Source organism: Pseudomonas sp. AC172 (assembly GCF_979258595.1).
In genome coordinates this window covers 511534-535782 of the sequence record NZ_OZ409868.1, presented here as the reverse complement: position 1 = coordinate 535782, position 24249 = coordinate 511534, and the positions used below count along the sequence as shown (strand labels likewise).

Genomic DNA, 24249 nt, shown 5'->3' with positions numbered 1-24249 from the left:
GCTGATTACGAGACACTTTCCCTTTAGCAAGCAGTAGTTAAAAGCTGTACCGCAACCCCAGATTCACACCGTAAGGCTGCTCCGTATGCTCCCCATTGGCATAGTCCAGATCAACATGCATCTGCCACCGCTCGGACATCGCCACAGCCACCCCCGCCCCAAACTCCGCCCGGGAGCCTGACAAGTCATTGTTGAATACATTGTTGTTGACCTTCACTTCGTTGTTGGAAGCAAATTCATGAGCAACCGCCGCGCGCACATAAGGCTGGGCGACAGCGCCGTTAGCGAAAGCGAAGTTGCGCCCGAACGTGGCACCGGCCTTGCCGAGCAGTGAGCGCATGCGATCACCGTCGGCGTCCATGTCGTTGTCCAGCGTGTAGTGTTTGCCCTGGATCTGCACGGCCGACAGTTGCGCGAACGGTTCGACGAAGTAGTCGTTGGCCAGTTTGATATGCCGACCGAACTCGGCGGAACCGCCTACCCCCCAGTTGTCGTAGTCGCCCTTGGTGCGGCTGCCGTCGCTCAGGTTGACCTTGGACTCGTTGCGAAAGCGGTTGAACTTGAGCACGCCATCGAAGTAGTAGCCGGTGTCACTGTCCAGCCAAGTGACATAAGGCCCGACGTAGTAACTTTTCACCGTTCCCGACGTACCGCGATTGAGATCCAGATCGGACTCGCTCGTGCCGGCGAGCACCCCGACCAGCACCTGGCTTTCGCCCACCCGGGCATCGGCGCCCAGGGACAAGCCCTGTTGCGTCTGCTGATAGCCCACACCCGAGCCATCGGCAACGTTGTACTTGTTGCCGTAAGTGCGGATCCATCCGCCGGACTGCCCGCCATTCAAACGCAGCTCACCCATACGGCTGCGCAACGAGGACAACTCGCCGTACCACACGGTCGGCGCAGTGTTGAACAAGGCCAGTACCGAACTTGCGCCGGGACTGATGACTTCGGTGGTCGGGTCGAGAAACCACTCCTTCGCTCCCCCTTCAATCTCCCGACTGGCCAGGCTGTAGGACCAGGTGCCGACATCAACCCGTTGATTGCCGGCCAGCGCAAAATTAGCGCTGTCGAGGGTGCCGGTACGCACCAGCGTCAACGCCTGCGGCGAAGCGGCGTCCAGGCCAGAGGCCGCAACCGCCAGCGTGAAGTCACCCGCCGAAGCCCCCCTCACATTGAGAAAATCCCGCTCGCCGCTGGCGAAATCACCCTTCATCGCAAATGTCCCGCTGCCGGACAGCGAACCGACATCCAGCGTGTAATACGTACCAGGGGCGTCTGTTGTGCCGCCAAAGGTGACAGTGCCACCGTTCATGCCCAGTGCACCGATCGAATCATTGCCGGTGAGTGTCCAGTTGGAATTGCTGTTGATGCTCACGCTGTCGACGTTGTCGAGGCGCCCGGTGAATTGCGAGAGGTTGTCCAGCGTGACAGTAGCGGTAGAGCTGCCATCGACCAGCACGTCCCCGGTTATTCTCCCTTGGTCGAAAACGAGATTGGCCGTGCTGTTATCCGCCACGCTGATGTTGCCATTCAGCGTGCTGTCGGCAACGGTCATGCTGGCGGTGGATGAGCCTTGAACATCCAGTAATCTGCTGTTGCCAGCGAGAACGCTGGAACCGTTGGAGACGATTATCGTGGCCTGAGTCCCGCGATCCACCAGAATCGCAGAACCGCTGACACCTTGCACCGTCGAGTTATCCAGCGACAAGGTAGGACCGCCCACGTTGGCAGCGTCATTGACCATCCGCACACCTGTCGCTTGACCGGTGATGGTCGTGCGCGCGGAAGCACTCACCTCGCCACCAAGGATATTTACACCTATGCCATCGCTGGCCGCGCCCATGATTTGCGTATTGCTCAATGACAGGGAACTCAGCCCTGTGACCTGTGACCCAATCAGTTGTCCACTGACCTGGCTATTGGAAACCGTCACCTTGGATCCGCCAGCCGCGACACTGGAACGGTTGACCGCCAGCCCGATTTCATCACTGGTCACGGTCGTTTGATCAATGGTTGCCTGACTGCTGGTCACTGTTACGCCATCACCACCGTTGTTACCGACGATGGTGGCGCCATTGAGGTTTAACAACGATCCGGACTGCGCCGTGATCGATCGGGTATTGGCGCCGGAAGCGTTCAAAACGCCATTGTTGCGCACCAGATAGTCGGTAGACGCAGCCGATGAATCGATATCCAGCGTGGTGTTATCGACGATAGTTGCCGAATGTGCAAAACCTGCGAAAAAAAAAACGGCCGGTAGGCAAAGTATTACTCCAGACCTGCCTGCTGGATTAACGCGGACGTGTGATACATCCAATATTTTCATGATTGATTCACCTCAAAATGTTCACAGGCCAAAACAGCTCAATAGCGGGAGCGGACAATAACGTTACCTTTCCCCTAAAAATGTAGGAATAGTCCTTCATGCTCATAGAAAAGTCCTAACGCTCGGTAATCCTTATAAGAAAAAGGGAGGCATTTAATGCCTCCCAGACCTCGAAGATCAGATATCACACACTGATCCATCACCCTTTTTCATGTGCACCCTGACAAGGTGTCGCTGAGATGGCACCGGGCGTCCGTCAATCATTGCCGTATAAGTTATATCGCCCCACGCACTCTCCGTTGCCAAAATTTTCTGGTAGGGAATTTTCACGACAAACCCGTCATTCGTTTCCTGTAACGTTGGCGTATATGTGACCTTCTCGTCAGTACCAGGTTTTTTATTAGTACCTGCCGAATCGGTATAACCCTGGTAGACAAATTCCAGTGTTTGATCGGCCAACTGCGGTTCACCAGGAGAAACCAGTACTTCTGCACATTTAACCAGTACCGGATCTGATCGCAGGGAGCCACAGTTGAACCAGTCTGTGAAGTCCGGATCAAGATGTTGAAACTTAACTTCAGGAACAACACCGGGCCGAATATTCACATCGACATCTCGGGGCAGCGAATGGACTTCATTATCATTGATATCAGGGTTGGTAATTTTATAGGTGACTGGCAGCGGGTTACCGTTACCGCCCGCATCCACGACATCCCATAATACATCGAACGTCAAACTTCCGGTTTCTGTCCCATCAAGCTCAATAACACCACCTTGTGCTGCAGTGAGTTCGACGCCTTTCCATATCAGCGTCATGATGTCTTTATCTTTGACACCAGCAAAAACAGCTACAGTTACACCGACATTATCATTCGCGTCGGCAGCCGTCAGAATGTTCGGGGCATTTCCACCTGCACCCTGCACAGTAACCAGCGCCAGACTAGGATCCGGGTTTTCCCCACCGTCACCGTCTCCAGGCCGGCGCAGATCGACATCCACATCTTTTGCAGGCGCCGCTGTTCCCAATGGGTAGCGCAAGTTATGGCGTTTGATCCGATAACTGACGGCTACCTTTTTTTCATCCAGGTTGTTGTTGAATACATCCCGGTAAGGAATGTTCACATAGAATGGAAAGGCATTGATTTTCTGCGCCGGTTGCACGATACCGTCAAATGTCACTTCCAGTTCGTCGATATCCGCCAGGTAGTTTGTGTACTCAGCCAGAATACCAACCCCCAATGGGGCCTGAGCATCGGCCAGATCCACCAGTTTTGGTGCTGCGTCGTCATCAAAGAGCGGAATGCTGGGTTCCAGAAGCCCTTCGGGTGGGTCGGTCAGAGTGACATTAAGCTCGGTGTAATATTGTGGTGTATTGCGGTTGCCCTTACGGTCGCTGAGGTAATAAAAAATAGATCTTAAACCTTCCTCGTTACCAACCAGCGCGGGAGTCAATTCAAACGTGATCGGAGCTGCGACGTCCGTTATGGTCAACTCGCCGACCAGCGTCGGGGTTGGCAAACTTGAGCCAAAATAGCATTCAACGACGTCGCCGAGCTTTTTACTCCCATAGTTTGGAATGGTGATTAATACAAAACCGTTATCTTCGAGGTATTTTTTTGTAATACCATCTCTTTCCACCTCGGGAGGAACAGTCGCCTTGCCGAAAGCTACCGGTGGTGTTGTATCAATATTGATTGCAAGGGGTGTTACATCAGATGGATTACCACCGAAGTTCAATACATAACTCAGCTCATGAGGCCCCGGGGCCGATGTGTAGCCTTCAGGCAAAACAAGATCAAATTCGGTAGTACTTACATCAACGGGGGTAGTGAAAGATACTCGAGTAGAACGTATGCTGGTGCCGTCCCACATTAGTTCAAGAAATCCTTGAACACCGTTTGGATCATCCGCCTCAGCAAATCGCGCGATTTGTACCTTCAGAGGAAACCCTTGAAAGCTTGAATGCAGTTGGTTGGGACTATCATCCGTTTCATCATCCAACAACGGATTATCCGGATGAAGTGTCGGTGGTAGGGCTGCAGCTTTCGGACTGCGAAAACGAACACCAAAAAAACGTTCGCGATTCTGCGCCGGTGTCAACGAGTGAAAACTTGTCATCTTTTATCATCCTCTCAGCAACTTGATTGACTGACACAGGGCAAATAGCCGCCGTGCCAGTGTTCTTCCACAATGACTGCATGGATTAAACAGAATTTAAATAGAACCTGAAACCAACTTCGACCAATACAGCGCCAGCACTTCTACAACTTACTCTTCACAAAGATCGTTATCAGGACCACAAACTTCACCACTCGGCAACGTTCGATTGATAATGACAAACTCCTCTTTTGAATTACCGATGCCCCCGTTGGCTTTTTTCAGGATATAACTACACAACGCCGAGCCATTGTTTACCATTGGCGCAATCAGGCGCTCGTAATCACTGACGTGCACATCAAACCCTTCACGAGCCTGAGCGGCAGTGAGTTTTGTCTCGAATGTGTCGTAGGTTCCATCAATCGGCTCGGTCCCATTCAGACCGAAACACCCCTGCCAGGACAATTCGACGATATCGTCTTCATCAAAGGCTGCATTGCCTTCCATACGCACCCAGACGCCTTCCCATAGCCTGGGTTTGGCACAGCAATGAAGTATTCCTTGCTTGCTTGCATGCGGAAAGATCGGCTCCGGCAAGTTCTCGATCACGATGATCGCCACTTCAACGGCCGTCGCATCAGCCTGCTGCAGGTTCACGCCATTACTGGTGGTGTACCACGTCAGCAGCAAGGGATTGACTTTGTCCTGCTCGATGGTCTTCCAAGGGATCACGAACTTGATCGGCTTACCGGCGATGTCACCGGGTTCAACCTCATACTCGGCAACTGGCGTGCCGATTGCGCCCCAATAGAGGAAGAGCTTTTCACCTGGCACCGGAGAGTCATACAGGGCCAGATGTGCCTCGGCCGGCTCTCCGAAATCGACGGTTAACAGCTTGTTCCGTTGTTTCGATATAGCACCGTAAACTTCCAGCCGGGCCAATGTGGTATTCAACAAGGCCGGGGCGTTGGCATGATCCTGACCGGCGACTGTCAGATTCACCAGCACTCGCGTTTCGGTAGATGGCAAGGTCGGTGTGCCGCCACGCAGAATGCGGTAGCTCACTCGAACGTCCAATGGTCCTGGCCCATCTGCCATCAAGGTCGGCCATGGGACGGTAGCGACTTGCGGAAACTTGCCGGGATCGACGTCAAGCGGGGCCAGATCATGCTCGTTCCACCGGATCAGGACCTTGTCAGTGGGATCCGCGTTCTCATACGTATCAATTTCGACCGTGACAGCCCGCTGGTTCACCGCGCCTTCACGCGCATGTTGACGGTCAATCAAGCCGCGGGCTGACAACGGCACTCTCGGCGGTTTGAGAATGCCCGGAGCCGGATTCAAATTGACAAAAACCGCCAAAAGCGTTGAGCGCGGCCCGCGATTTCCCGCCCAGTTACGGAGCCGATAGTAAACGTAGCGTTGCCCGGGACCACGTCCACGAATATCTGCCTCATACATCGTGATGACCAGACGCTTCTGGTCGATGTCTTGCTGGCTGAACGCCTGCTCACGAATTTCGATTTCCGAATCTGGTGGATCCGGGTCGTCTGTCCAGTAATAGATCGCACGATCCCTGGCTTTGACGTCCACATACAGCGGTACCTGGAACCGGACTTCGCCATACCGGGAGAGATAGTCGTCAGTGATATCGCCTGTGACATCCAGCATGATCAGACGATCGGGTTCCTGATTATCGTTCGGCGGCGATCTGTCGACGGTCACTCGCTTAATCGCCGAGTCCAACGGGTTGCCACCGTAGCTGACTCTGTACGACAGGGAATAAGTGCCGGGATCCAGCTTGTCTCGCGGGACGATAAGCGTCTTCTCTCCCGGGGAATCGAACGCCTGACGGAAGACCTCGGTGAACGGACCGCCTGCCAGTACCCAACTGACAATTACGATGTAAGGAATGGGATCAGTAAAAGGAATGCTCCAGTCAGGAACGATAACCGTCAGGTCATCTGCCAAAGCAGCACGCGGCAGCAACCCGTCGAGACTCTCCTCCCCGTCTTCGTCCTTAAGGATGGAAGGTACGCTTGGTACCTCAAGCAGGTCATCATCCCTGTGTTCAGAGCGTGTCATTGAACGAACTCCCTCGCATCAAACCAAGCAGGACATGACCAAGGAATCCATGGGTCCTTGCTGTGATTGATTTAACGACGCTGGAATCGTCCTGCCTACTGTCAGAAATTACAGGTATTGCTACCGCTCGTCGGATTCAGTGCTCGTGCCGAGAAAGTTAAACAGGTGCGCTTCTCGGAAATGTGCAGACAACGAATCGAGCTATATGACCTTGCGTCAACGCCTGCAGCAACGATGGCAGCGCCAATGATTCCAGGAGCTTCACCATGATCAAACCCACACCCAACCCGCCCGAAACCGAACGAGCCCTCGACCATTACCTCCGCACGCCCTGCTGCCGGCCTCGCAACGCCGAACGCTGCTGGGGCTTGCGCAATTGATCATGCTCGGGGGCTGGCGGTGAATCGGATGCTGGATAATCTGGAGTTGCCGGGGTGAAGCAGGGATCGAGAATCCCTGCTGATTGATCGGGTGACAGCTCTGGCGCCTTCGCGAGCAAGCTCGCTCCCACAGGGATCTGCGCCGATCACAAATCCCTGTTGCACCGTCAGACTTGCTCGCGAAGGCTGACTGACAGGCAATGCATCTCTACAGGCAGAAAAAACCCGCCGCCCCGGTTGAACGGGACGGCGGGTTTTGTCGTTTCAAACTGCGCTTACACCGTATCCACCTTCAACGAATGATCATTCAGCATCCCGCTGATGATCATCGCCGTGTCATGCCCGCCAGCCACCACCCCACCCGCTCCCGGCGTCACGCCGTAGTGACTGGCGAGGTTGACGCCGGCCAAGTCGATGGTCTGGTTCGGCGTGGCGCCGGCCATGGCGCTGACGTCGATGCTGGTGAGCACCGAGGCGCCGCTGCCGGTGACGGTGAAGTGCAGGTAGTCATCCAGCGAGGCGGTGGTGCCGTTTTCGCCTTGCAGCAGTTGCGACAGGTCGAGCTTGTCAGTGCCGGGGGTGAAGTCGGTGATCAGGTCGTGGCCGCTGTTGCCCTTGAGCCACTGGAAGGTGTCGGTCCCTGCGCCGCCGGTCAGGGTGTTGTTGCCCATGCCGCCAATCAGCAGGTCATCACCGCCGCCACCGTTGAGGATGTCGTTACCGAGGCCACCGTTGATCACGTTGTTATTGTTATCGCCGGTGAGGGTGTCGTTGAAGTTCGAGCCGACGAGGTTTTCGATGCCGGTCAGGGTGTCAGTGCCGGCACCGAGGGTGTTTTGCGCACCGAGCAGGCCGAGGTTGACCGTCACTCCGGCGGTGGCGTGGGTGTAGCTGGCAGTGTCGATGCCAGTACCGCCGTCGAGCCAATCGTTGCCCGGGCCGCTGTAGAGCAAGTCGTTACCGGCACCGCCGTGCAGCTCGTTGTTGCCTGAGCCTGCGGTGAGCACATCGTTGCCGTCGCCGGCGTTGATGATGTTGTCGCCGCTGCCGGCCACCAGCACGTCATCCCCCGAGGTGCCGGTGAGGGTGTGGCCGTCCTGATAACTGATGGTCACGTTGGCGGTGTCGCTGCCGCCATGGTTGTCGTTGGCGGTGTAGCTGCCGTGGAAGTCCGGGGTGATGTCGTGGGCCCCGGCGTAGTTGAGGGTCATGGTCAGTTGATAGTTTTCCGCCGCATTGGTGTTACTGCCACTGGTATTGGTGATGTTGGTGATGTGGATCTGGTAAGTGCCGTCGGCGCTGGCGGTGATGGTGCCGCCGTCGGCAATGGCCACGAACGCGCCGCCATTGAGCGAATACTCCATGGTGACGTGCCCGGCCGCCAGGTTGTGATCCAGGTTCAGCGTTTCGCCCTGTTTCAGTTTGACGGTGATCAGGTCTTCATCGTTGGCATTGGCGTTGGTCACCGCGCCGAGGTAGCCGCTGATCACCAGTACAGCGGTCATCGCTGCGGTGTTGGCCGCGAACGCATTGCGCACATCGGCCAGGGTCTGGTTGGCGGCGCTGTTGCTGTTACCGCTGAACGTAATGGCGCCGGTGCCGGTGAAGTCCGCGCCCTTCGCTGCCCAACCGGTGTTGAAAGTGGTCGGTGTGGCGTTGAGAGTATCGCTGTTCGGATCGGTGTCGTTGGCCAGCAACAGTTCGCCCGGCACCACGATATTGCCCGACAGCACGTTGGTGATGACGTGGTCATCCACCGCCACTGGCGGCGCATTGGGGATCACTTTTACCGTCAGCGTCGAGCTGGCGAGGTCGCCGTCGTTGTCGCTGACGGTGAAGCCTATGTTCTCGGTGATGACCACCGCCGTGGTTTTCTGCGAGGTGTAGGTGTAGTCGCCAGTGTCGAGATTGATCAGCAGTGTGCCGCCGTTATTGGTGGCGATGCTCAACGTGTTGTTGGCGGTGTTGAAAGTACCGTGATTGGTGCCGCCGCTTGGCGTCAACGAGCCTTGGCCGCTCAGGGCTTTCGGATCATAGGTGTAGGTGGTGCCGTCAACGACGATGGACTTGATGAAACCGCCATCGGCGCCAAAGGTGCCGCCCTCGCCCAGCAACGAACCGGTAACTGGCGCGCCCTGCACCGTGCCCGACAACACAGAGTTGAGCTGATTGAGGTCGGTGACCACTACCGCGTTGGTGTTGGTATGGCTGATGCCGTCGTACGCCAGCGGGTCGAGGTTGGCGTTGCTCACGCCGCTACCCAGTCCAATCGCGTAGTTCTTGATGTTGTTGGCATCGAGGAAGTTTTTCAGCGCGGCTTCGTCAGCAGCGTTGATGTCACCTTCGTTGGGTTTACCGTCCGAGAAGAAGTAACCGACGTTCTGCGCCCCGGTGAGTTTGCCCGAGGTGTTGAACGCAGTTTGCATGACCGCCACTGCCGCGTCGTAGTTGGTGCCACCGCCGGCGGTGAGTCCGGCGAGAATGGTTTTGGCGGTTGCCACATCGACCCACACCGTGGTTCGGTCAGTGGCGTTGCTGCTGAAGGTGACGAGCTGGACTTTGACATCGCCGAGGTCGTCGTACTTGTCGAGCAAGGCACTGATCGCCTGCTTGGCCAGCGCCAGTCGCGACAGACCCGGCACGCCAGAGGCGTCGGCCATACTGCCGGAGATGTCGAGGACGATAAGCAGGTTGGAGTCGATTTCCACCGCGGCGACCGAACGATCCGACGCCACGGCTTTTGGCACGTCATCGACGATGTTCACCACAAGGGTGCTGGTGGTGCTGTTGCCCAGCGCGTCAGTGGCTTTGTAGGTAAAACTTTCGCTGAGGGTGTTCGCGCCGTCGTTAGCGCTCGGCGAGGTTTTCGGCGCCGAGGTCAGCGTGTAGGTGTAAGTGCCGTCGGCGTTGAGCTGGATCTGTCCGTAAGTGCCAGTGGCGCTGCCAACCAGGGTGTAGGTGATCGCGCCCGTGCCGCCAGTGACCGCGCCGACCAGCGTGCCGGTGGCGGTTTCGCCAGTGTTGGTCGGGTCGCTGCCGGTGACCGTACCAGGGGCCAGATCCGCGCCGTCCTTGCTCAGATCGAGGGCTTTTTCGTAGACCGTCACGTCCTGATCGACCGAGGCCACCAGTTTGCTGTCGGCGACGTTGATGGTGACAGTCGTGGTGCTTTCATCGCCGTCGCTGTCGCGGATGGTGTAGGTGAAGGTGTCGGTGGCGCCCGGCGGGCTCACCGAGTTCGGGTTGCTGTGGTAAACGGCGTTGCCCAACGCATCAAGGGTCAGGTAACCGAAGTTGCCATTGATGTTGCTGTTGAGGCCGCCAATGGCCGAGGTGCCGGTATTGCTGCCGGCGCGCACGCCGACCACCGTGGCCGCGCCATCGGCACCGCTGATGTCATTACCCAGCACGCTGACGTTGACCGTACCGCCCTCCGCCACCGAGCCGGTGTCGGGTTTGGCGGTCGGCAGGTCATCGATGATGTTGACGTTGATCTGGCCGTTGGCGGTGCTGCCATCGGTATCCGTCGCCACCACGTTGAAGTTCTCAGTGAGGCTATTCGCGCCGTTACCGCTCGGGTGGGCTTCGTTATCGACCAGTGTGTAGCTGTAACTGACCACGCCAGTCGCCGGGTTGTAACCGGTGACAGTGAAGGTGCTGCCCAGCGGCGAGACGACCGATTGCGGGAAGCCTGCGGCGACACCATTGGTGACCACGGCGATGCCGCCGACGGTCAGGGTTTGCAAGCCATCGAGCGCCGTGACGGTGAAGGTGCCGCTCTGGGTCAGCGCCGGGGTGTCGGGGCTGGTGCCGTCGCTGAGGTTTTTCTCGTAGACGGTGAGTTCGCCGCCGTTGACGTCGAGGCCGTTGAGCACCACCGGATCGTCGTTGTTGTGGATGTTCAGCACCAGGTTGGCAGTGCTGGTATCGCCGTCGGCATCGGTCAGGGTGTAGGTGAACGTCTCGGTGCCGTTGCCGCCGCCGTGCAGGTTTTTGAAGTCGGCATCGTTGGGGTTCAGCGTGTAGGTGTACGTGCCGTTGGCATTCAGCACCAGCGTGCCGTAAGTGCCGGTGAACGTACCGGCAGTGATTGGCCCGGCATTCGGCCCGGTCGCGACCACGTCGGCACCTTGCACATCGTTGGTCAGCACATTGCCGGTCAGGGTCAGTTGCGTTTCCGAAGCGCTGTTGGCGTTGCTGTCGTTCACAGCTTTTGGCACGTCATCGACGATGCTGACGACAATGGTGCTGGTGACGATGTTGCCCAGCGAATCGGTGGCCTGATAAGTGAAGGTTTCGCTCAGGGTATTGGCGCCGTCGTCAGCATGCGGCGTGGTGGTCGCCGGCGAGGTCAGCGTGTAGGTGTACGTGCCGTTGGGGTTGAGGACGATTTGCCCGTAGTTGCCGGTGGCGCTGCCAACCAGCGCGTAACTGATCGCACCGACTGCCCCGGTGACCGAGCCGACCAGGGTGCCGGACGCAGTTTCGCCGGTGCTGGTCGGGTCGCTGCCGGTGACCGTACCGGGCGCCAGATCCGCGCCGTCCTTGGTCAGGTCGAGGGCTTTCTCGTAGACGGTGACGTCGGTGTCGCTGGTCGCGTTCAGTTTGCTGTTGGCGACATCGATGGTGATGGTGGTGGTGCTTTCATCACCGTCGGAATCGCGCACGGTATAGGTGAACACATCCACCGCGCCCGGACCACTCACGGCGTTGGGATTGCTGTGGTAAACGGCGTTGCCATTGGCGTCCAGGGTCAGGTAACCGTAGGTGCCATTGATGTTGCTGTTGAGGCCGCCTATCGCCGAAGTCGAGGTATCGGAGCCAGCGCGCACGCCGACCACGGCACCGGTTACGGCCGGGCCATCGGCGCCGCCGATGTCATTGTCCAGCACGTTGCCGCTGACGGTGCCGCCCTCTGCCACCGATGCGGCGTCAGGATGAGCGCTGGGCAAATCATCGACGATGTTGACGTTGATCTGACCGTTGGCGGTGCTGCCATCAGTGTCGGTGGCGACGACGTTGAAGTTCTCGGTGATGCTGTTGGCGCCGTTGGCGTTCGGGTGAGTCTCGTTGTCGACCAGGGTGTAGCTGTAACTGACCACGCCGGTCGCCGGGTTGTAACCGGTGATGGTCAACGTGCTACCGAGCGGCGTGACGACCGATTGCGGGAAGCCTGCCGCCACGCCACCGGTGACCACGTTGATGCCGCCCACGGTCAGGGTTTGCAGACCGTCGAGAGCGGTGACGGTGAAGGTGCCGCTCTGGGTCAGGGCCGGCGTGTCAGGGCTGGTGCCGTCACTGAGGTTTTTTTCGTAAACCGTCAGTTCGCCGCCGTTGACGTCGAGGCCATTGAGGTAGACCTGATCGTCATTGTTGTGGATGTTCAGCACCAGATTCGCGGTGCTGGTATCGCCATCGGAATCGGTGATGGTGTAGGCGAAGGTTTCCGTGCCATTGCCACCGCCGTGGAGGTTCTTGAAGTCGGCATCGTTGGTGTCCAGGGTGTAGGTGTACGTGCCGTTGGCGTTGAGCACCAAGGTGCCGTAAGTGCCAGTGAACGAGCCTGGGGTTACCGGCCCGGTCGGTACGCGGTCGGCGCCTTGCACATCGTTGGTCAGGACATTGCCAGTCAGGGTCAGCAAGGTTTCCGATGCGGTGCCGGAGTTGCCGTCATCTACGGCTTTGGGCAGGTCGTCGACGATGTTTACGTCGAGGGTGGCATTGGCGGTGGTGCCGTTGTCATCGACCACGGTGACGGCGAATTGCTCAGGCAGATTGTTCGCGCCGTTGGCGGTGGGATGCGCTTCGTTGTCGACCAGGGTGTAGCTGTAGCTGACCACGCCGGTGATGGCGTTGAAACCGGTGATGGTCAGTGTGCTGCCGAGCGGTGTGGTGACCGATTGAGGGAAACCTGCGGCCACGCCGTTGGTGACAACGGCAATGCCACCCACAGTCAGGGTCGTCACGCCGTCGAGTGCAGTGACAGTGAAACTGCCGCTTTGGGTGAGCGCGGTGGAATCCGGTGCGCTGCCGTCAGTGAGGTTTTTCTCGTAAACGGTGAGTTCGCCGCCATTGACGTCAAGGCCGTTGATGATCACCGGATCATCGTTGTTGTGGATCTGCAGCACCAGATTCGCCGTGCTGGTATCGCCGTCCGAATCGGTGAGGGTGTAGGCGAAGGTTTCCGTGCCGTTGCCACCGCCGTGCAGGTTTTTGAAGTCTGCGTCGTTGGTGTTCAGGGTGTAGGTGTAAGTACCGTTGGCGTTGAGCACCAAGGTGCCGTAAGTGCCGGTGAAAGTGCCAGCCGTCACTGGGCCGGTGGGTACGCGATCGGCGCCTTGCACATCGTTGGTCAGAACGTTGCCAGTCAGGGTCAGACTGGTTTCAGAAGCAGTGCCAACGTTGGAGTCATCCACGGCTTTGGGTAGATCGTCGACGATATTCACATCAAGGGTCGCGTTGGCCGTGGTGCCGTTGTCATCGACCACGGTGACGGCGAACTGCTCGGGCAGATTGTTCGCGCCGTTGGCGGTGGGATGCGCTTCGTTGTCGACCAGGGTGTAGCTGTAGCTGACCACGCCGGTGGTGGCGTTGAATCCCGTGATGGTCAGTGTGCTGCCGAGCGGTGTAGTGACCGATTGAGGGAAACCTGCGGCCACGCCGTTGGTGACAACGGCAATGCCACCCACAGTCAGGGTCGTCACGCCGTCAAGCGCAGTGACAGTGAAACTGCCGCTTTGGGTCAACGCGGTGGAATCCGGTGCGCTGCCGTCAGTGAGGTTTTTCTCGTAAACGGTGAGTTCGCCGCCATTGACGTCAAGGCCGTTGATGATCACCGGATCATCGTTGTTGTGGATCTGCAGCACCAGATTCGCCGTGCTGGTATCGCCGTCCGAATCGGTGAGGGTGTAGGCGAAGGTTTCCGTGCCGTTGCCACCGCCGTGCAGGTTTTTGAAGTCTGCGTCGTTGGTGTTCAGGGTGTAGGTGTAAGTGCCGTTGGCGTTGAGCACCAAGGTGCCGTAAGTGCCGGTGAAAGTGCCAGCCGTCACTGGGCCGGTGGGTACGCGATCGGCGCCTTGCACATCGTTGGTCAGAACGTTGCCAGTCAGGGTCAGACTGGTTTCAGAAGCAGTGCCAACGTTGGAGTCATCCACGGCTTTGGGTAGATCGTCGACGATATTCACATCAAGGGTCGCGTTGGCCGTGGTGCCGTTGTCATCGACCACGGTGACGGCGAACTGCTCGGGCAGATTGTTCGCGCCGTTGGCGGTGGGATGCGCTTCGTTGTCGACCAGGGTGTAGCTGTAGCTGACCACGCCGGTGGTGGCGTTGAAACCGGTGATGGTCAGAGTGCTGCCGAGCGGTGTGGTGACCGATTGAGGAAAGCCTGCTGCCACACCATCGGTGACGACTGCAATGCCGCCGACAGTCAGGGTCGTCACGCCGTCAAGCGCAGTGACAGTGAAACTGCCGCTTTGGGTGAGCGCGGTGGAATCCGGCGCGCTGCCGTCACCGAGATTTTTCTCGTAGACCGTCAACTCTCCACCTTCGACGTTCAGGCCGTTGATGACCACCGGATCGTCATTGTTGTGGATCTGCAAAACCAGATTCGCGGTGCTGGTATCACCGTCCGAATCGGTGATGGTGTAGGCGAAGGTTTCCGTGCCATTGCCACCACCGTGCAGGTTTTTGAAGTCCGCATCGTTGGTGTTCAGCGTGTAGGTGTAAGTGCCGTTGGCGTTGAGCACCAAGGTGCCGTAAGTCCCGGTGAATGTACCGGCAGTGACCGGGCCAGTCGCTACACGATCGGCACCTTGCACATCGTTGGTCAACACGTTGCCGGTCAGTGTCAGCTGGGTTTCAGACGCCGTGCCATTGCTGTCATCAAAGGCTTTGGGCACGTCGTCGGTGATGTTGACGTCGAGCGTGCCGGTCGCCGTGTCGCCATTGCTGTCGCCGGCAATCACGGTGAACTGTTCGCTGAGATTGTTGGCACCGTCGCCGGCCGCATGGCTTTCGTTGCCATTGAGGGTGTAGCTATAGCTGACAACGCCAGTCGCCGGGTTGTACCCGGTGATGGTCAGGGTGTTACCCAGTTGCGAGGTGATCGATTGCGGGAAGCCGATCGGCACACCGCCAACGATAACGTTGATGCCGCCAATGCTCAGGCTGGTCAGACCATCCGGTGCCGACACGGTGAAGCTGCCGCTTTGGGTGAGCGCGCCGGGGTTGGCGGCCGAACCGTCAGGCAGATTGGCTTCATTGAGATTGAGTTCGCCGCCGGGCACGGCCAGGCCCGTGAGGGTTACCGGATTGTTGACCGGTGGCGGCACCACGACCGCCGGGGTGTCATTGCCGTTATCGATCACGGCGTTGTGGCGTTCTTCGGGGAATTCGGGAATACCGCCGAACCCGGCAGTGGGGAAACCGATGATCGGATCGACCCGGCCGCCGACTTCCGTCAGCAACACAAAACTGTGGCCACCGCCCAGCTCACCCGGCGCACCGCCTGCGGCGTTCGGACCGGCAGCCGTGGCTTCAGCGGTTTTGCTCGGGTCGTCACCGGCGGCGATGGCTTTCTGGATCTGCTCAACGTCCGTCAGTTGCGCTTCGCTCGGGGTCAAGGCTTCCGGCGCATTTACGTGGGCGGCCTGATCGGCCAGCAACTGACCGGTCATGGTCAGGCTGCTGTCGCGCCCCAGGGTCAGTTCCTGGCCGTTCTGCAGATGAACGGCGACGGCGCCTTCTGCGCCGGTGATCAGTTGATCGCCGGCATACAGGCGATCCCCCTCAACCAATGCGCGTTTAGTACCGTCGGCTGACTGGGCGAAAACCTGGCCAATGACTTTAGTGACTATCCCGATGAGCGTTGCCATGTGAAATCCTCCGCTGCCGACCACCGTCGGCACTGGTAAGCGAAGCAGCCCATGGCTCAATCGGGTTGTCGAAGGCGACGCTCGCACCTTCGACAGTTCGTTTCGCAGGTGGCGCCTTGGGAAAACTTCAGTGCGATCAAGCACTTCCGAACCCTGATCAAGACAGCATGCCCACTAACGCTACGTAACGGTGGTGAATCACCAGAGTGACAAAAATCTGTCGCTCATCAACCGCTACGCGTCCCTCCCCTTCAGCAGTACTTCGCCGTATGTCGCAAAGTGAGTGGAACTTTCCTCAAGCCTTTTTGTGCTCCCTAAAGCGCATAAAACAAAGGCTTTCACGCTGAACAATGTGCCGGTTTTTACAAAGCGCATAAGTTTTTTTCGGCATAAGCCTTATGAAAATTTTTTCTTAGCTACGCTTCAGGATGTTCTTAGCTCTGTTGTTACAAGAGTGAAACGCCTACACCTAAAAATATCGTCAAATATTTGGCGACAGTAACACACCATCAGGACTCAGGGAGATGCACCCATGCGCGTTCTAACCCCCCTCTGCAGCGCGGTTTTGCTGGCCATGGCTTGCACTTCCCAAGCCCAGGCCATGAACCTCACCGAGGCCATCCAAAGCACCATCGCCACTCACCCGGAACTGGCTTCGCGCGTGGATGCGCGCCTGTCGGCTGATGAACAAGTCAAAGTCGCCAAGGGCGGCTTCTATCCGTCCGTCGATTTGAACGCCGCTTACGGCCGTGGCTACAGCGACAACACCAACACCCGGGCTTTCGGTAATCACCACACCGAAATCCTCAATTACACCCAGTCCGAGCTGCGTCTGCGGCAGATGCTGTTCGACGGTTTCAACACCGCCAACGAAGTCGAGCGCACCAAAGGCGTGTCCAATTCGCGTGCGTACTACGCGCAAGGCACTGCCCAGGATCTGGCCCTGCGTACCATTGAGGTCTACCTCGAGGTGCTCAAGCGGCGCGAACTGGTGACGCTGGCCCGCAACAACCTGCAGGCGCATTTGCGCGTCAACGACCAGATCGGCCTGCGCACCGAGCGTGGCGTCGGCAGCACCGCTGACTCTGACCAATCGGTGGCCCGTAAGGCGTTGGCGCAAAACAACCTCGACACCGCCGAAGTCGACCTGTCTGACGCCGAAGCCAACTTCTACAGCGTGGTCGGGCGCATGCCCGATGAGCTGGAAACCCCGGCCTCGACCCGTGGCGAACTGCCAACCGAATTGCGTGAAGCCCAGCAGAGCATGGTCGATAACAACCCGTATCTGAAATCGGCGCAGGCTGATGTGCAATCGGCCGAGAGCCAGTACGAAGTCGCCAAGTCGCCGTTCTATCCACGCTTCGACGCTGAAGCGGCCGTCGGCGCGAACAACAACGTGCAGGGCGATGAAGGCCACGACAACGAATGGCGCGTGGGTGTGGTGATGAACTACAACCTGTTCCGCGGCGGCAGCGACAAGGCGCGACTGGCCTCCGATGCGCATCAGATCAACCAGGCGATGGACATCCGCAACAACGCCCTGCGCCAACTCAACGAAAACATCCGCCTGGCGTGGAACGCCATGGTCAATGCGAAGAAACAGACCCCGACCGCCCGCGAATACGCCGAAACCACCAAACGCGTGCGTGCCGCGTATCAGGATCAGTTCGGCCTCGGCCAACGCACCCTGCTCGACCTGCTCGACAGTGAAAACGAGCTGTACAACGCCAACCGTCGTTACACCGAAATCCGCTACACCGAGGAATATTCGATGTACCGCGTGCTGGCGAACATGGGCCAGTTGCTGAGCAAGCAGCGGGTCGTGCTGCCCGCCGATGCGATCGCAGCGACCGAAGTGAAAAACGAAGCGCGCCTGCCCGAACTGAAGTAAGTCCCATGCAGGAGCTGCCGAAGGCTGCGATCTGACCGTTCCCTCGCTCTGCGTGGGAACGATCACGCGTCGAGCGCAGTGCATGGGAACGATCAATGAAGCCGTAACAGGGGAGCGATCAATATGACCAGCATGGAACCCGGCCACTCCGGGATTGATCCGCGGCTGAGCTTCGATGATCCGTTACTCGACGGTCTGTTGATCCTCTGCAAACTGCATGGCGCGACGGTCAGTCGTGCCAGCCTGAGCGCCGGGCTGCCCCTCAACAAACCGCGTCTGAGTCTGGACCTGCTGCCCCGCGCTGCCGCCCGGGCCGGGTTGCAGGCGCGTATTTTGCGCCGCGATCTGAAAGACATCTCGCCACTCAATCTACCGATTCTGCTGCTCCTCAACGACGGTCGCACTGCTGTTTTACGGCGCTTCGGCGACGACGGCAAAGCGCTGATCCTGCCCAGCGAAGCCGATGGCGGCGAGCAATGGATCAACCGTGAAGAACTCGCCGAGCACTATAGCGGCCAGGCCTTGTTCGCCCGCCCGCGCCACGAACTCGAAGATCTGCGCTCGCCGCTGGTACCACGGGTGCATGCGTGGTTTCGCGACACCCTGAAACTGTCGAAATGGCTGTACAGCGATGCAATCCTCGCCAGTTTTCTGATCAACCTGTTGGGTCTGATGGTGCCGCTGTTTGTCATGCAGACCTACGACCGCGTGGTGCCGAATCAGGCCACGTCGACCCTGTGGGTGCTGTCGATCGGCTTGCTGATAGGCACCGGGTTTGAATTGGTACTGCGGGTGGTCCGCGCGCACCTGCTCGACACCGCCGGCAAGAAAACCGATGTGATCCTTTCCGCGACGTTGTTCGAGCGCATCACCGGTATGTCGATGAAGGCACGGCCGGCGACCATTGGCGGTTTTGCCCAGAGCATTCATGACTTTCAGGGGCTGCGTGAATTTCTCACGGCGGTGACCCTGACCAGCCTGATCGATCTGCCTTTCGTGGTGCTGATGCTGGTGGTGATCGGCCTGCTCGGCGGCTGGCTGGTGGTGATTCCGCTGCTGGCGTTTCCGATCACCATCCTCTTCGCGATGATCATTCAGGTGCGCCTGCGTGACACCGTGCAAAAGAGCCTGAGCCTCGGCGCCGAACGCCAAGCGGTGCTGATTGAAACCCTCGGTGGCCTGGAAACCCTCAAGGCTTGCAGCGCCGAGAGCGAGCGCCAGCACAAATGGGAAAGCACCCACGGCGCCCTCACCCGCCTCGACAGCCACGCGCGCAATCTATCGGCGCTGGCCACCAACGGCACGCTGTTCATTCAACAGTTTTCGGGGATGGCGACGATTGTCGCCGGGGTCTACAGCATCATCGCCGGCAACCTCAGCGTCGGTGCGCTGGTCGCCAGTTACATGCTCGGCAGTCGTGTACTCGCGCCGCTGGGGCAGATCGCCGGGCTGATCACCCGCTATCAGCAAGCGCAATTGACCATGAAAAGCACCGATGCGCTGATGGCCCTGCCGCAGGAACGCGATGGCAAACAGCGGCCACTGGAACGCACGCAACTGCAAGGTGCGCTGGACGTCAGCGGCGTGACCTTTCACTACAACGGCCAGAATGCCCCGGCGCTGAGCAATGTCAGCTTCAGTCTGAAACCCGGCGAACGGGTCGGCATCATCGGCCGCAGCGGTTCAGGCAAAAGCACCTTGGCGCGATTGGTCATGGGTTTCTATGAACCCCAAGAAGGCCAACTGCTGCTCGACGGCCTCGACCTGCGCCAACTCGACGTCGCCGACCTGCGCCAGCAAATCGGTTACGTCGCCCACGACCTGCCGCTGCTGGCCGGCAGCCTGCGCGACAACCTGACTCTCGGCGCACGTTATATCAGCGATTCGCGGATGCTCGAAGTGGCCGAACTGACTGGCGTTACCGAACTCGCTCGCCAGCATCCGCAAGGCTTCGATCGGCCAGTGGGCGAGCGCGGACAATTGCTCTCCGGCGGTCAGCGTCAGGCGGTGTTGCTGGCGCGTTCGCTGTTGCTCGATCCACCGATCATGCTGCTCGACGAACCCACCAGTGCCATGGACAACAGCAGCGAAGACCAACTGCGGCAGAAGCTGCACGGCTGGGTGCAAGGCAAGACATTGCTGCTGGTCACCCACCGCACCTCGATGCTGAGTCTGGTGGACCGGTTGCTGGTGCTGGACAACGGCCGGGTCGTCGCTGACGGTCCCAAAGAAGCGGTCATCGATGCACTGCGCAAGGGCCGTGTCGGCTCGGCGGCGGTCTAGGAGTTGCCCCATGTCTGCTTCCTCCGATAGCAAAGATCGCGGCTACTTCGACAGTTTCGGTAAAAGCGCCGAAGCCGAATTCATGCCGGAAACCGCTGGCGCTTCGTTACAGGATTCGCCGCGCTGGTCACGGATCACCGTGTGGCTGGCGGCGGCGCTGCTGATCAGTGCGGTGGTCTGGGCCAAATTCGCCGTGCTCGAAGAAGTGACCATGGGCGAAGGCAAGGCGATTCCATCGAGCAAGGTGCAGGTGATCCAGAACCTCGAAGGCGGCATCGTCACCGAGATCTTTGTGCGTGAAGGGCAAATGGTGAACAAGGGCGATACCCTGCTGCGCCTGGATGACACGCGCTTTCGCTCGAACAAGGGCGAGAGCGAGGCTGATCGTTATGCGCTGACGGCGCAGGTCGAACGGCTGTCGGCGGAGGCCGAGGGGCGGCCGTTCAAGCTTTCCGATGAGGTGATCGCCAAAGCGCCGCAAGTCGCCGAGGACGAACGCTCACTGTACGAACAACGCCAGCGCCGCTTGGCCAGCGAGCAGCGCACGTTGAGCGAACAACTGCGGCAGAAGACTCAGGAACTGGCCGAGTTTCGCTCCAAGCAAGGTCAGTTCAGCTCGAGTCTGGCGTTGCTGCAGCAAGAGATGAACATGTCCGAACCGCTGGTGAAAACCGGTGCGGTGTCACCCGTGGAAATCCTCCGCCTCAAGCGCAGCGCGGTAGAAATCCGAGGCTCGCTAAACGCCACGACCCTGGCGATTCCCCGCGCCGAATCGGCGATTGCCGAGATCCGCAGCAAGATCGACGAGTCGGAGCAAACCTTCCGCTCCGAGGCGGCGAAAGAGCTGAATGAGAAACGCACCGACCTGTCGAAAATCACCGCGACCAGCATCGCCATCGACGACCGCGTCACCCGCACGACGGTGACCTCACCGGTGCACGGGGTGATCAAGCAATTGAAGGTCAACACCATCGGTGGCGTGGTTCAACCGGGCAGCGACATGGTCGAAATCGTGCCGCTGGAAGACAACCTGCTGATCGAGGCCAAGGTGCGTCCGCAGGACGTCGCGTTCCTGCATCCGGGCCAGAAAGCCATGGTCAAGTTCAGTGCCTACGATTACACGATTTACGGCGGGCTGAGCGCCAAGCTTGAGTTGATCGGCGCCGACACGATTACCGATGACAAGGGCAACAGTTTCTATCTGATTCAGGTGCGTACCGATAAAAACCATTTGGGCGGGGATGTGAAACCGCTGCTGATCATCCCGGGGATGGTGGCGACGGTGGACATTATTACCGGGGAGAAAAGTGTCCTGGATTACTTGCTTAAACCAGTGCTGAAAGCGCGGACCGAGGCGATGCGCGAACGCTAGAGATATCCGGATTTTGTGTTGAATTGACTGGCCCCATCGCTGGCAAGCCAGCGATGAGGCCAGCAAGAACACCGACTATTTTTCAGCATGATTACGCTGAAAGGTCTCCTCCCCCATCGCCGCAATCTGCCCCTCGATCAACGCCTCGAACGGCCTGAGCAATGACTCGAATGACGCCGGTGCCTCCAGCGTCTGCAACGCCTGCACAATCGCCTCGATGGTCGACAACGCCCCCGGTCCCGGCGCCTTGCGCAAGCGATAGCGCGATACGCCACCCTCGGCCAGTGTCACCCGTGGCAACGCCGCCAGCAGCGGATTGAGGTGCAACATCTTGCGCGCCTTGCGCCAGGTGCCATCCGGAACGACCAGCAACAGTGGCTCATCGGACTCGCCATAAGCCTGCATCGGTTGCGCATCATCAGCCGGAAACAGCAACCGCGCCTGATACCCTGGCCGGTTCAACATCGCCGGCAAATCCTCGAACACCTCACCAACGATCAGCTCGGCATTGCTCAACCCGAGTGCCGCCAACCGCGCGGTATTCAATGCATGATTGACCTCGCTCGGATGCTGCAACAGCAACACCCGCGTGCGGCTGGCGAGGCTCGGGATCAGCGAACACAGGCAATGGGTTTGTGGGCGCAGGCAGCGCGGGCATTGAATTCTGGACATCGGTCTTAAACCTGATTGAGCTGTGCTTTGAGCAAATCGCGGAAAGTCTGGATCAGCGGTTCACGGCTACGGCCCCGGCGCATGATCATCGAGAATGGCGCCTGATAACCGAAGGTCGCCGGCAGCAACACACGCAAGTCACCCTTGTCGGCCCAGGCCTGAGCATAGTGCTCCGGCAAGTAACCGATGTAGGCACCGGACAGCACCAGGATCAACTGCGCTTCCATACTTTCCACCGTCGCGGCGCTGTGTTTGAAGCCGTGGCGCGCCAGTTCGGCCTGGCTCCAGTAACCACGTCCGACCATGCGCTGCTGGGTGATGACCTGCTCAGGAATCCGCCGCTCGTTGAACAACGGATGCCGGCTGCTGCAATACAACCAGTGCTGCTCGCGGTACAGCGGCATGTAGACCAGACCGCTCATGCGCGTGGAGAACGCGCCGATGGCCAGGTCGAGGCGGTTGTCCTGCACGCCGAGTTGCAGTTCGTACGGGCTCATCACCGACAGATGCAAATGCACCGCCGGGTGTTCCTGGCTGTAGGCGCCGATGGCTTCGGCGAAGGGCAGTGCCTTGTCGCTGACGGTGGAATCGATCACACCGAGGTTGAGTGTGCCGCGCAGTTCGCCCTTGAGCGCGGCGGCGTATTGCTCGAAACCTTCAAGTTCGGCGAGTAGGCGCAGGGTTTCCTGATGGAACAACTCACCCTTGCTGGTCAGGCTGAACCCGCCGCGTCCGCGATGGCACAGCACCAGGCCGAGCGCGGCTTCTAGCTGGCTCATGTAGGTGCTGATCGCCGAGGTCGACAGGTTGAGTTCCTGTTGCGCGTTGGCAAAACCCTGATGACGCACGACGCTGACGAAAATGCGCAATAGTTTCAGGTCGGGTAAAGCGTTGGCCATGTCTGCTCCGGGCTTTGTAACTGTGTGTCTGTGGGAAAAGCCCCTCACCCCAGCCCTCTCCCGGAGGGAGAGGGAGCCTACCGAGCTGTTATGAGGATTTACGCCGACCTGCGATATCGAGTCGAACTCAGGATTTGAAAGCAATGGAGATCAGCTCCCTCTCCTGGGGGAGAGGGCTGGGCGGGCGGCGTTCCGATGAGGGCAACAATCCCCAGCCGAACACACCATTCGAATCCGCCAAAGTCTAATCCCAGCCTCGCCATTAGTTTAGAAAAATCTGAACTAAGTTTTTGCCCGTAGCGATTCTTTCCCCGCACTACATTTCGCATCATCGGCCCCACAGCGGCGCCCGACCCCGTGCTCAACGGCGCGCCGATATAAATAAAACAAAGACGATGAGGCCCTACCCGTGGACAAGATTCTTCACCAACCACTGGGCGGCAACGAAATGCCGCGCTTCGGCGGCATCGCCACCATGCTCCGACTCCCCCATGTACCGACCGCTGCCGGCCTGGACGCTGCTTTCGTAGGCGTGCCACTGGACATCGGTACTTCACTGCGCCCCGGCACCCGCTTCGGGCCACGTGACATCCGCACCGAATCGGTGATGATCCGCCCCTACAACATGGCGACCGGCGCTGCGCCGTTCGACTCGCTGGCCGTGGCCGACATCGGTGACGTGGCGATCAACACCTTCAACCTGCTCGACGCCGTGCGCATCATCGAAGAAGCCTACGACAACATCCTCGAGCACAACGTGATCCCGATGACCCTGGGTGGCGACCACACCATCACCCTGCCGATCCTGCGGGCGATTCATAAGAAGCACGGCAAGGTCGGCCTGGTGCACATCGATGCCCACGCTGACGTCAACGATCACATGTTCGGCGAGAAGATCGCTCACGGCACGACCTTCCGTCGCGCCGTCGAAGAAGGCCTTCTGGACTGCGACCGCGTGGTGCAAATTGGTCTGCGCGCTCAGGGTTACACCGCTGATGACTTCAACTGGAGCCGCGATCAGGGCTTCCGCGTAGTTCAGGCCGAAGAGTGCTGGCACAAGTCGCTGGCGCCACTGATGGCCGAAGTACGCGAAAAAGTTGGCGGCGGTCCGGTGTACCTGAGTTTCGACATCGACGGAATCGATCCGGCCTGGGCCCCTGGCACCGGCACCCCGGAAATCGGTGGTCTGACGACCATTCAGGCGATTGAAATCGTTCGCGGCTGCCAAGGCCTCGACCTGATCGGTTGCGATCTGGTAGAAGTCTCGCCCGCTTATGACACCACCGGCAACACCTCGCTGCTGGCCGCCAACCTGCTGTACGAAATGCTCTGCGTACTGCCTGGCGTGGTCCATCGCTGAGGGTC

The 24249-nt window shown here is 59.0% G+C and carries 10 protein-coding genes and 1 pseudogene; 5 read left to right on the top strand and 6 right to left on the bottom strand.

What is annotated here, in order from left to right; translation table 11 throughout:
- Positions 1 to 37: 37 nt before the first annotated feature.
- The 3 genes from ACZ0A4_RS02520 to ACZ0A4_RS02510 all read right to left on the bottom strand — a co-directional run bounded on the left by ACZ0A4_RS02520 (position 38) and on the right by ACZ0A4_RS02510 (position 6511).
- Positions 38 to 2161, bottom strand: coding sequence for an autotransporter outer membrane beta-barrel domain-containing protein (locus tag ACZ0A4_RS02520; protein WP_463572944.1), 2124 nt, complete (start codon positions 2159 to 2161; stop codon positions 38 to 40).
- A 345-nt stretch (positions 2162 to 2506) separates the two neighbouring features.
- The gene (locus ACZ0A4_RS02515) at positions 2507 to 4447 is read right to left on the bottom strand and encodes a hypothetical protein (RefSeq protein WP_463572942.1); all 1941 of its coding nucleotides are present in this window, start codon (positions 4445 to 4447) and stop codon (positions 2507 to 2509) included.
- A 150-nt stretch (positions 4448 to 4597) separates the two neighbouring features.
- Positions 4598 to 6511, bottom strand: a complete 1914-nt coding sequence (locus ACZ0A4_RS02510; protein ID WP_463572941.1) for a hypothetical protein — start codon at positions 6509 to 6511, stop codon at positions 4598 to 4600.
- A gap of 331 nt (positions 6512 to 6842) precedes the next feature.
- On the opposite strand from ACZ0A4_RS02510, the pseudogene ACZ0A4_RS02505 reads away from it, so the two are divergent.
- A pseudogene (locus ACZ0A4_RS02505) lies at positions 6843 to 6949 on the top strand (DUF6124 family protein); the annotation flags it as partial.
- A gap of 217 nt (positions 6950 to 7166) precedes the next feature.
- On the opposite strand, the gene ACZ0A4_RS02500 reads toward ACZ0A4_RS02505, so the two are convergent.
- Complete coding sequence (locus ACZ0A4_RS02500) at positions 7167 to 15767, bottom strand: retention module-containing protein (protein ID WP_463572939.1); 8601 nt, start codon at positions 15765 to 15767, stop codon at positions 7167 to 7169.
- A gap of 532 nt (positions 15768 to 16299) precedes the next feature.
- Between ACZ0A4_RS02500 and ACZ0A4_RS02495 the strand changes: the two genes are divergently transcribed.
- The 3 genes from ACZ0A4_RS02495 to ACZ0A4_RS02485 all read left to right on the top strand — a co-directional run bounded on the left by ACZ0A4_RS02495 (position 16300) and on the right by ACZ0A4_RS02485 (position 21313).
- Positions 16300 to 17658: a TolC family outer membrane protein gene (locus tag ACZ0A4_RS02495; RefSeq protein WP_160056676.1), complete on the top strand. Its 1359-nt coding sequence runs from the start codon at positions 16300 to 16302 to the stop codon at positions 17656 to 17658.
- Between the two features lie 123 nt (positions 17659 to 17781).
- The gene (locus ACZ0A4_RS02490) at positions 17782 to 19941 is read left to right on the top strand and encodes a type I secretion system permease/ATPase (RefSeq protein ID WP_463572938.1); all 2160 of its coding nucleotides are present in this window, start codon (positions 17782 to 17784) and stop codon (positions 19939 to 19941) included.
- 10 nt (positions 19942 to 19951) lie between these two features.
- Positions 19952 to 21313, top strand: a complete 1362-nt coding sequence (locus ACZ0A4_RS02485) for an HlyD family type I secretion periplasmic adaptor subunit (protein WP_016985930.1) — start codon at positions 19952 to 19954, stop codon at positions 21311 to 21313.
- Positions 21314 to 21388: 75 nt separating this feature from the next.
- Here ACZ0A4_RS02485 and ACZ0A4_RS02480 read toward each other — a convergent pair whose 3' ends face one another.
- Positions 21389 to 21985, bottom strand: a complete 597-nt coding sequence (locus ACZ0A4_RS02480) for a tRNA-uridine aminocarboxypropyltransferase (protein WP_463572937.1) — start codon at positions 21983 to 21985, stop codon at positions 21389 to 21391.
- 5 nt (positions 21986 to 21990) lie between these two features.
- Positions 21991 to 22884, bottom strand: a complete 894-nt coding sequence (locus ACZ0A4_RS02475) for a LysR family transcriptional regulator (protein ID WP_463572935.1) — start codon at positions 22882 to 22884, stop codon at positions 21991 to 21993.
- A gap of 409 nt (positions 22885 to 23293) precedes the next feature.
- Between ACZ0A4_RS02475 and speB the strand changes: the two genes are divergently transcribed.
- Positions 23294 to 24244, top strand: a complete 951-nt coding sequence (gene speB, locus ACZ0A4_RS02470) for an agmatinase (RefSeq protein WP_008086245.1) — start codon at positions 23294 to 23296, stop codon at positions 24242 to 24244.
- The last annotated feature ends 5 nt before the right edge of the window (positions 24245 to 24249 follow it).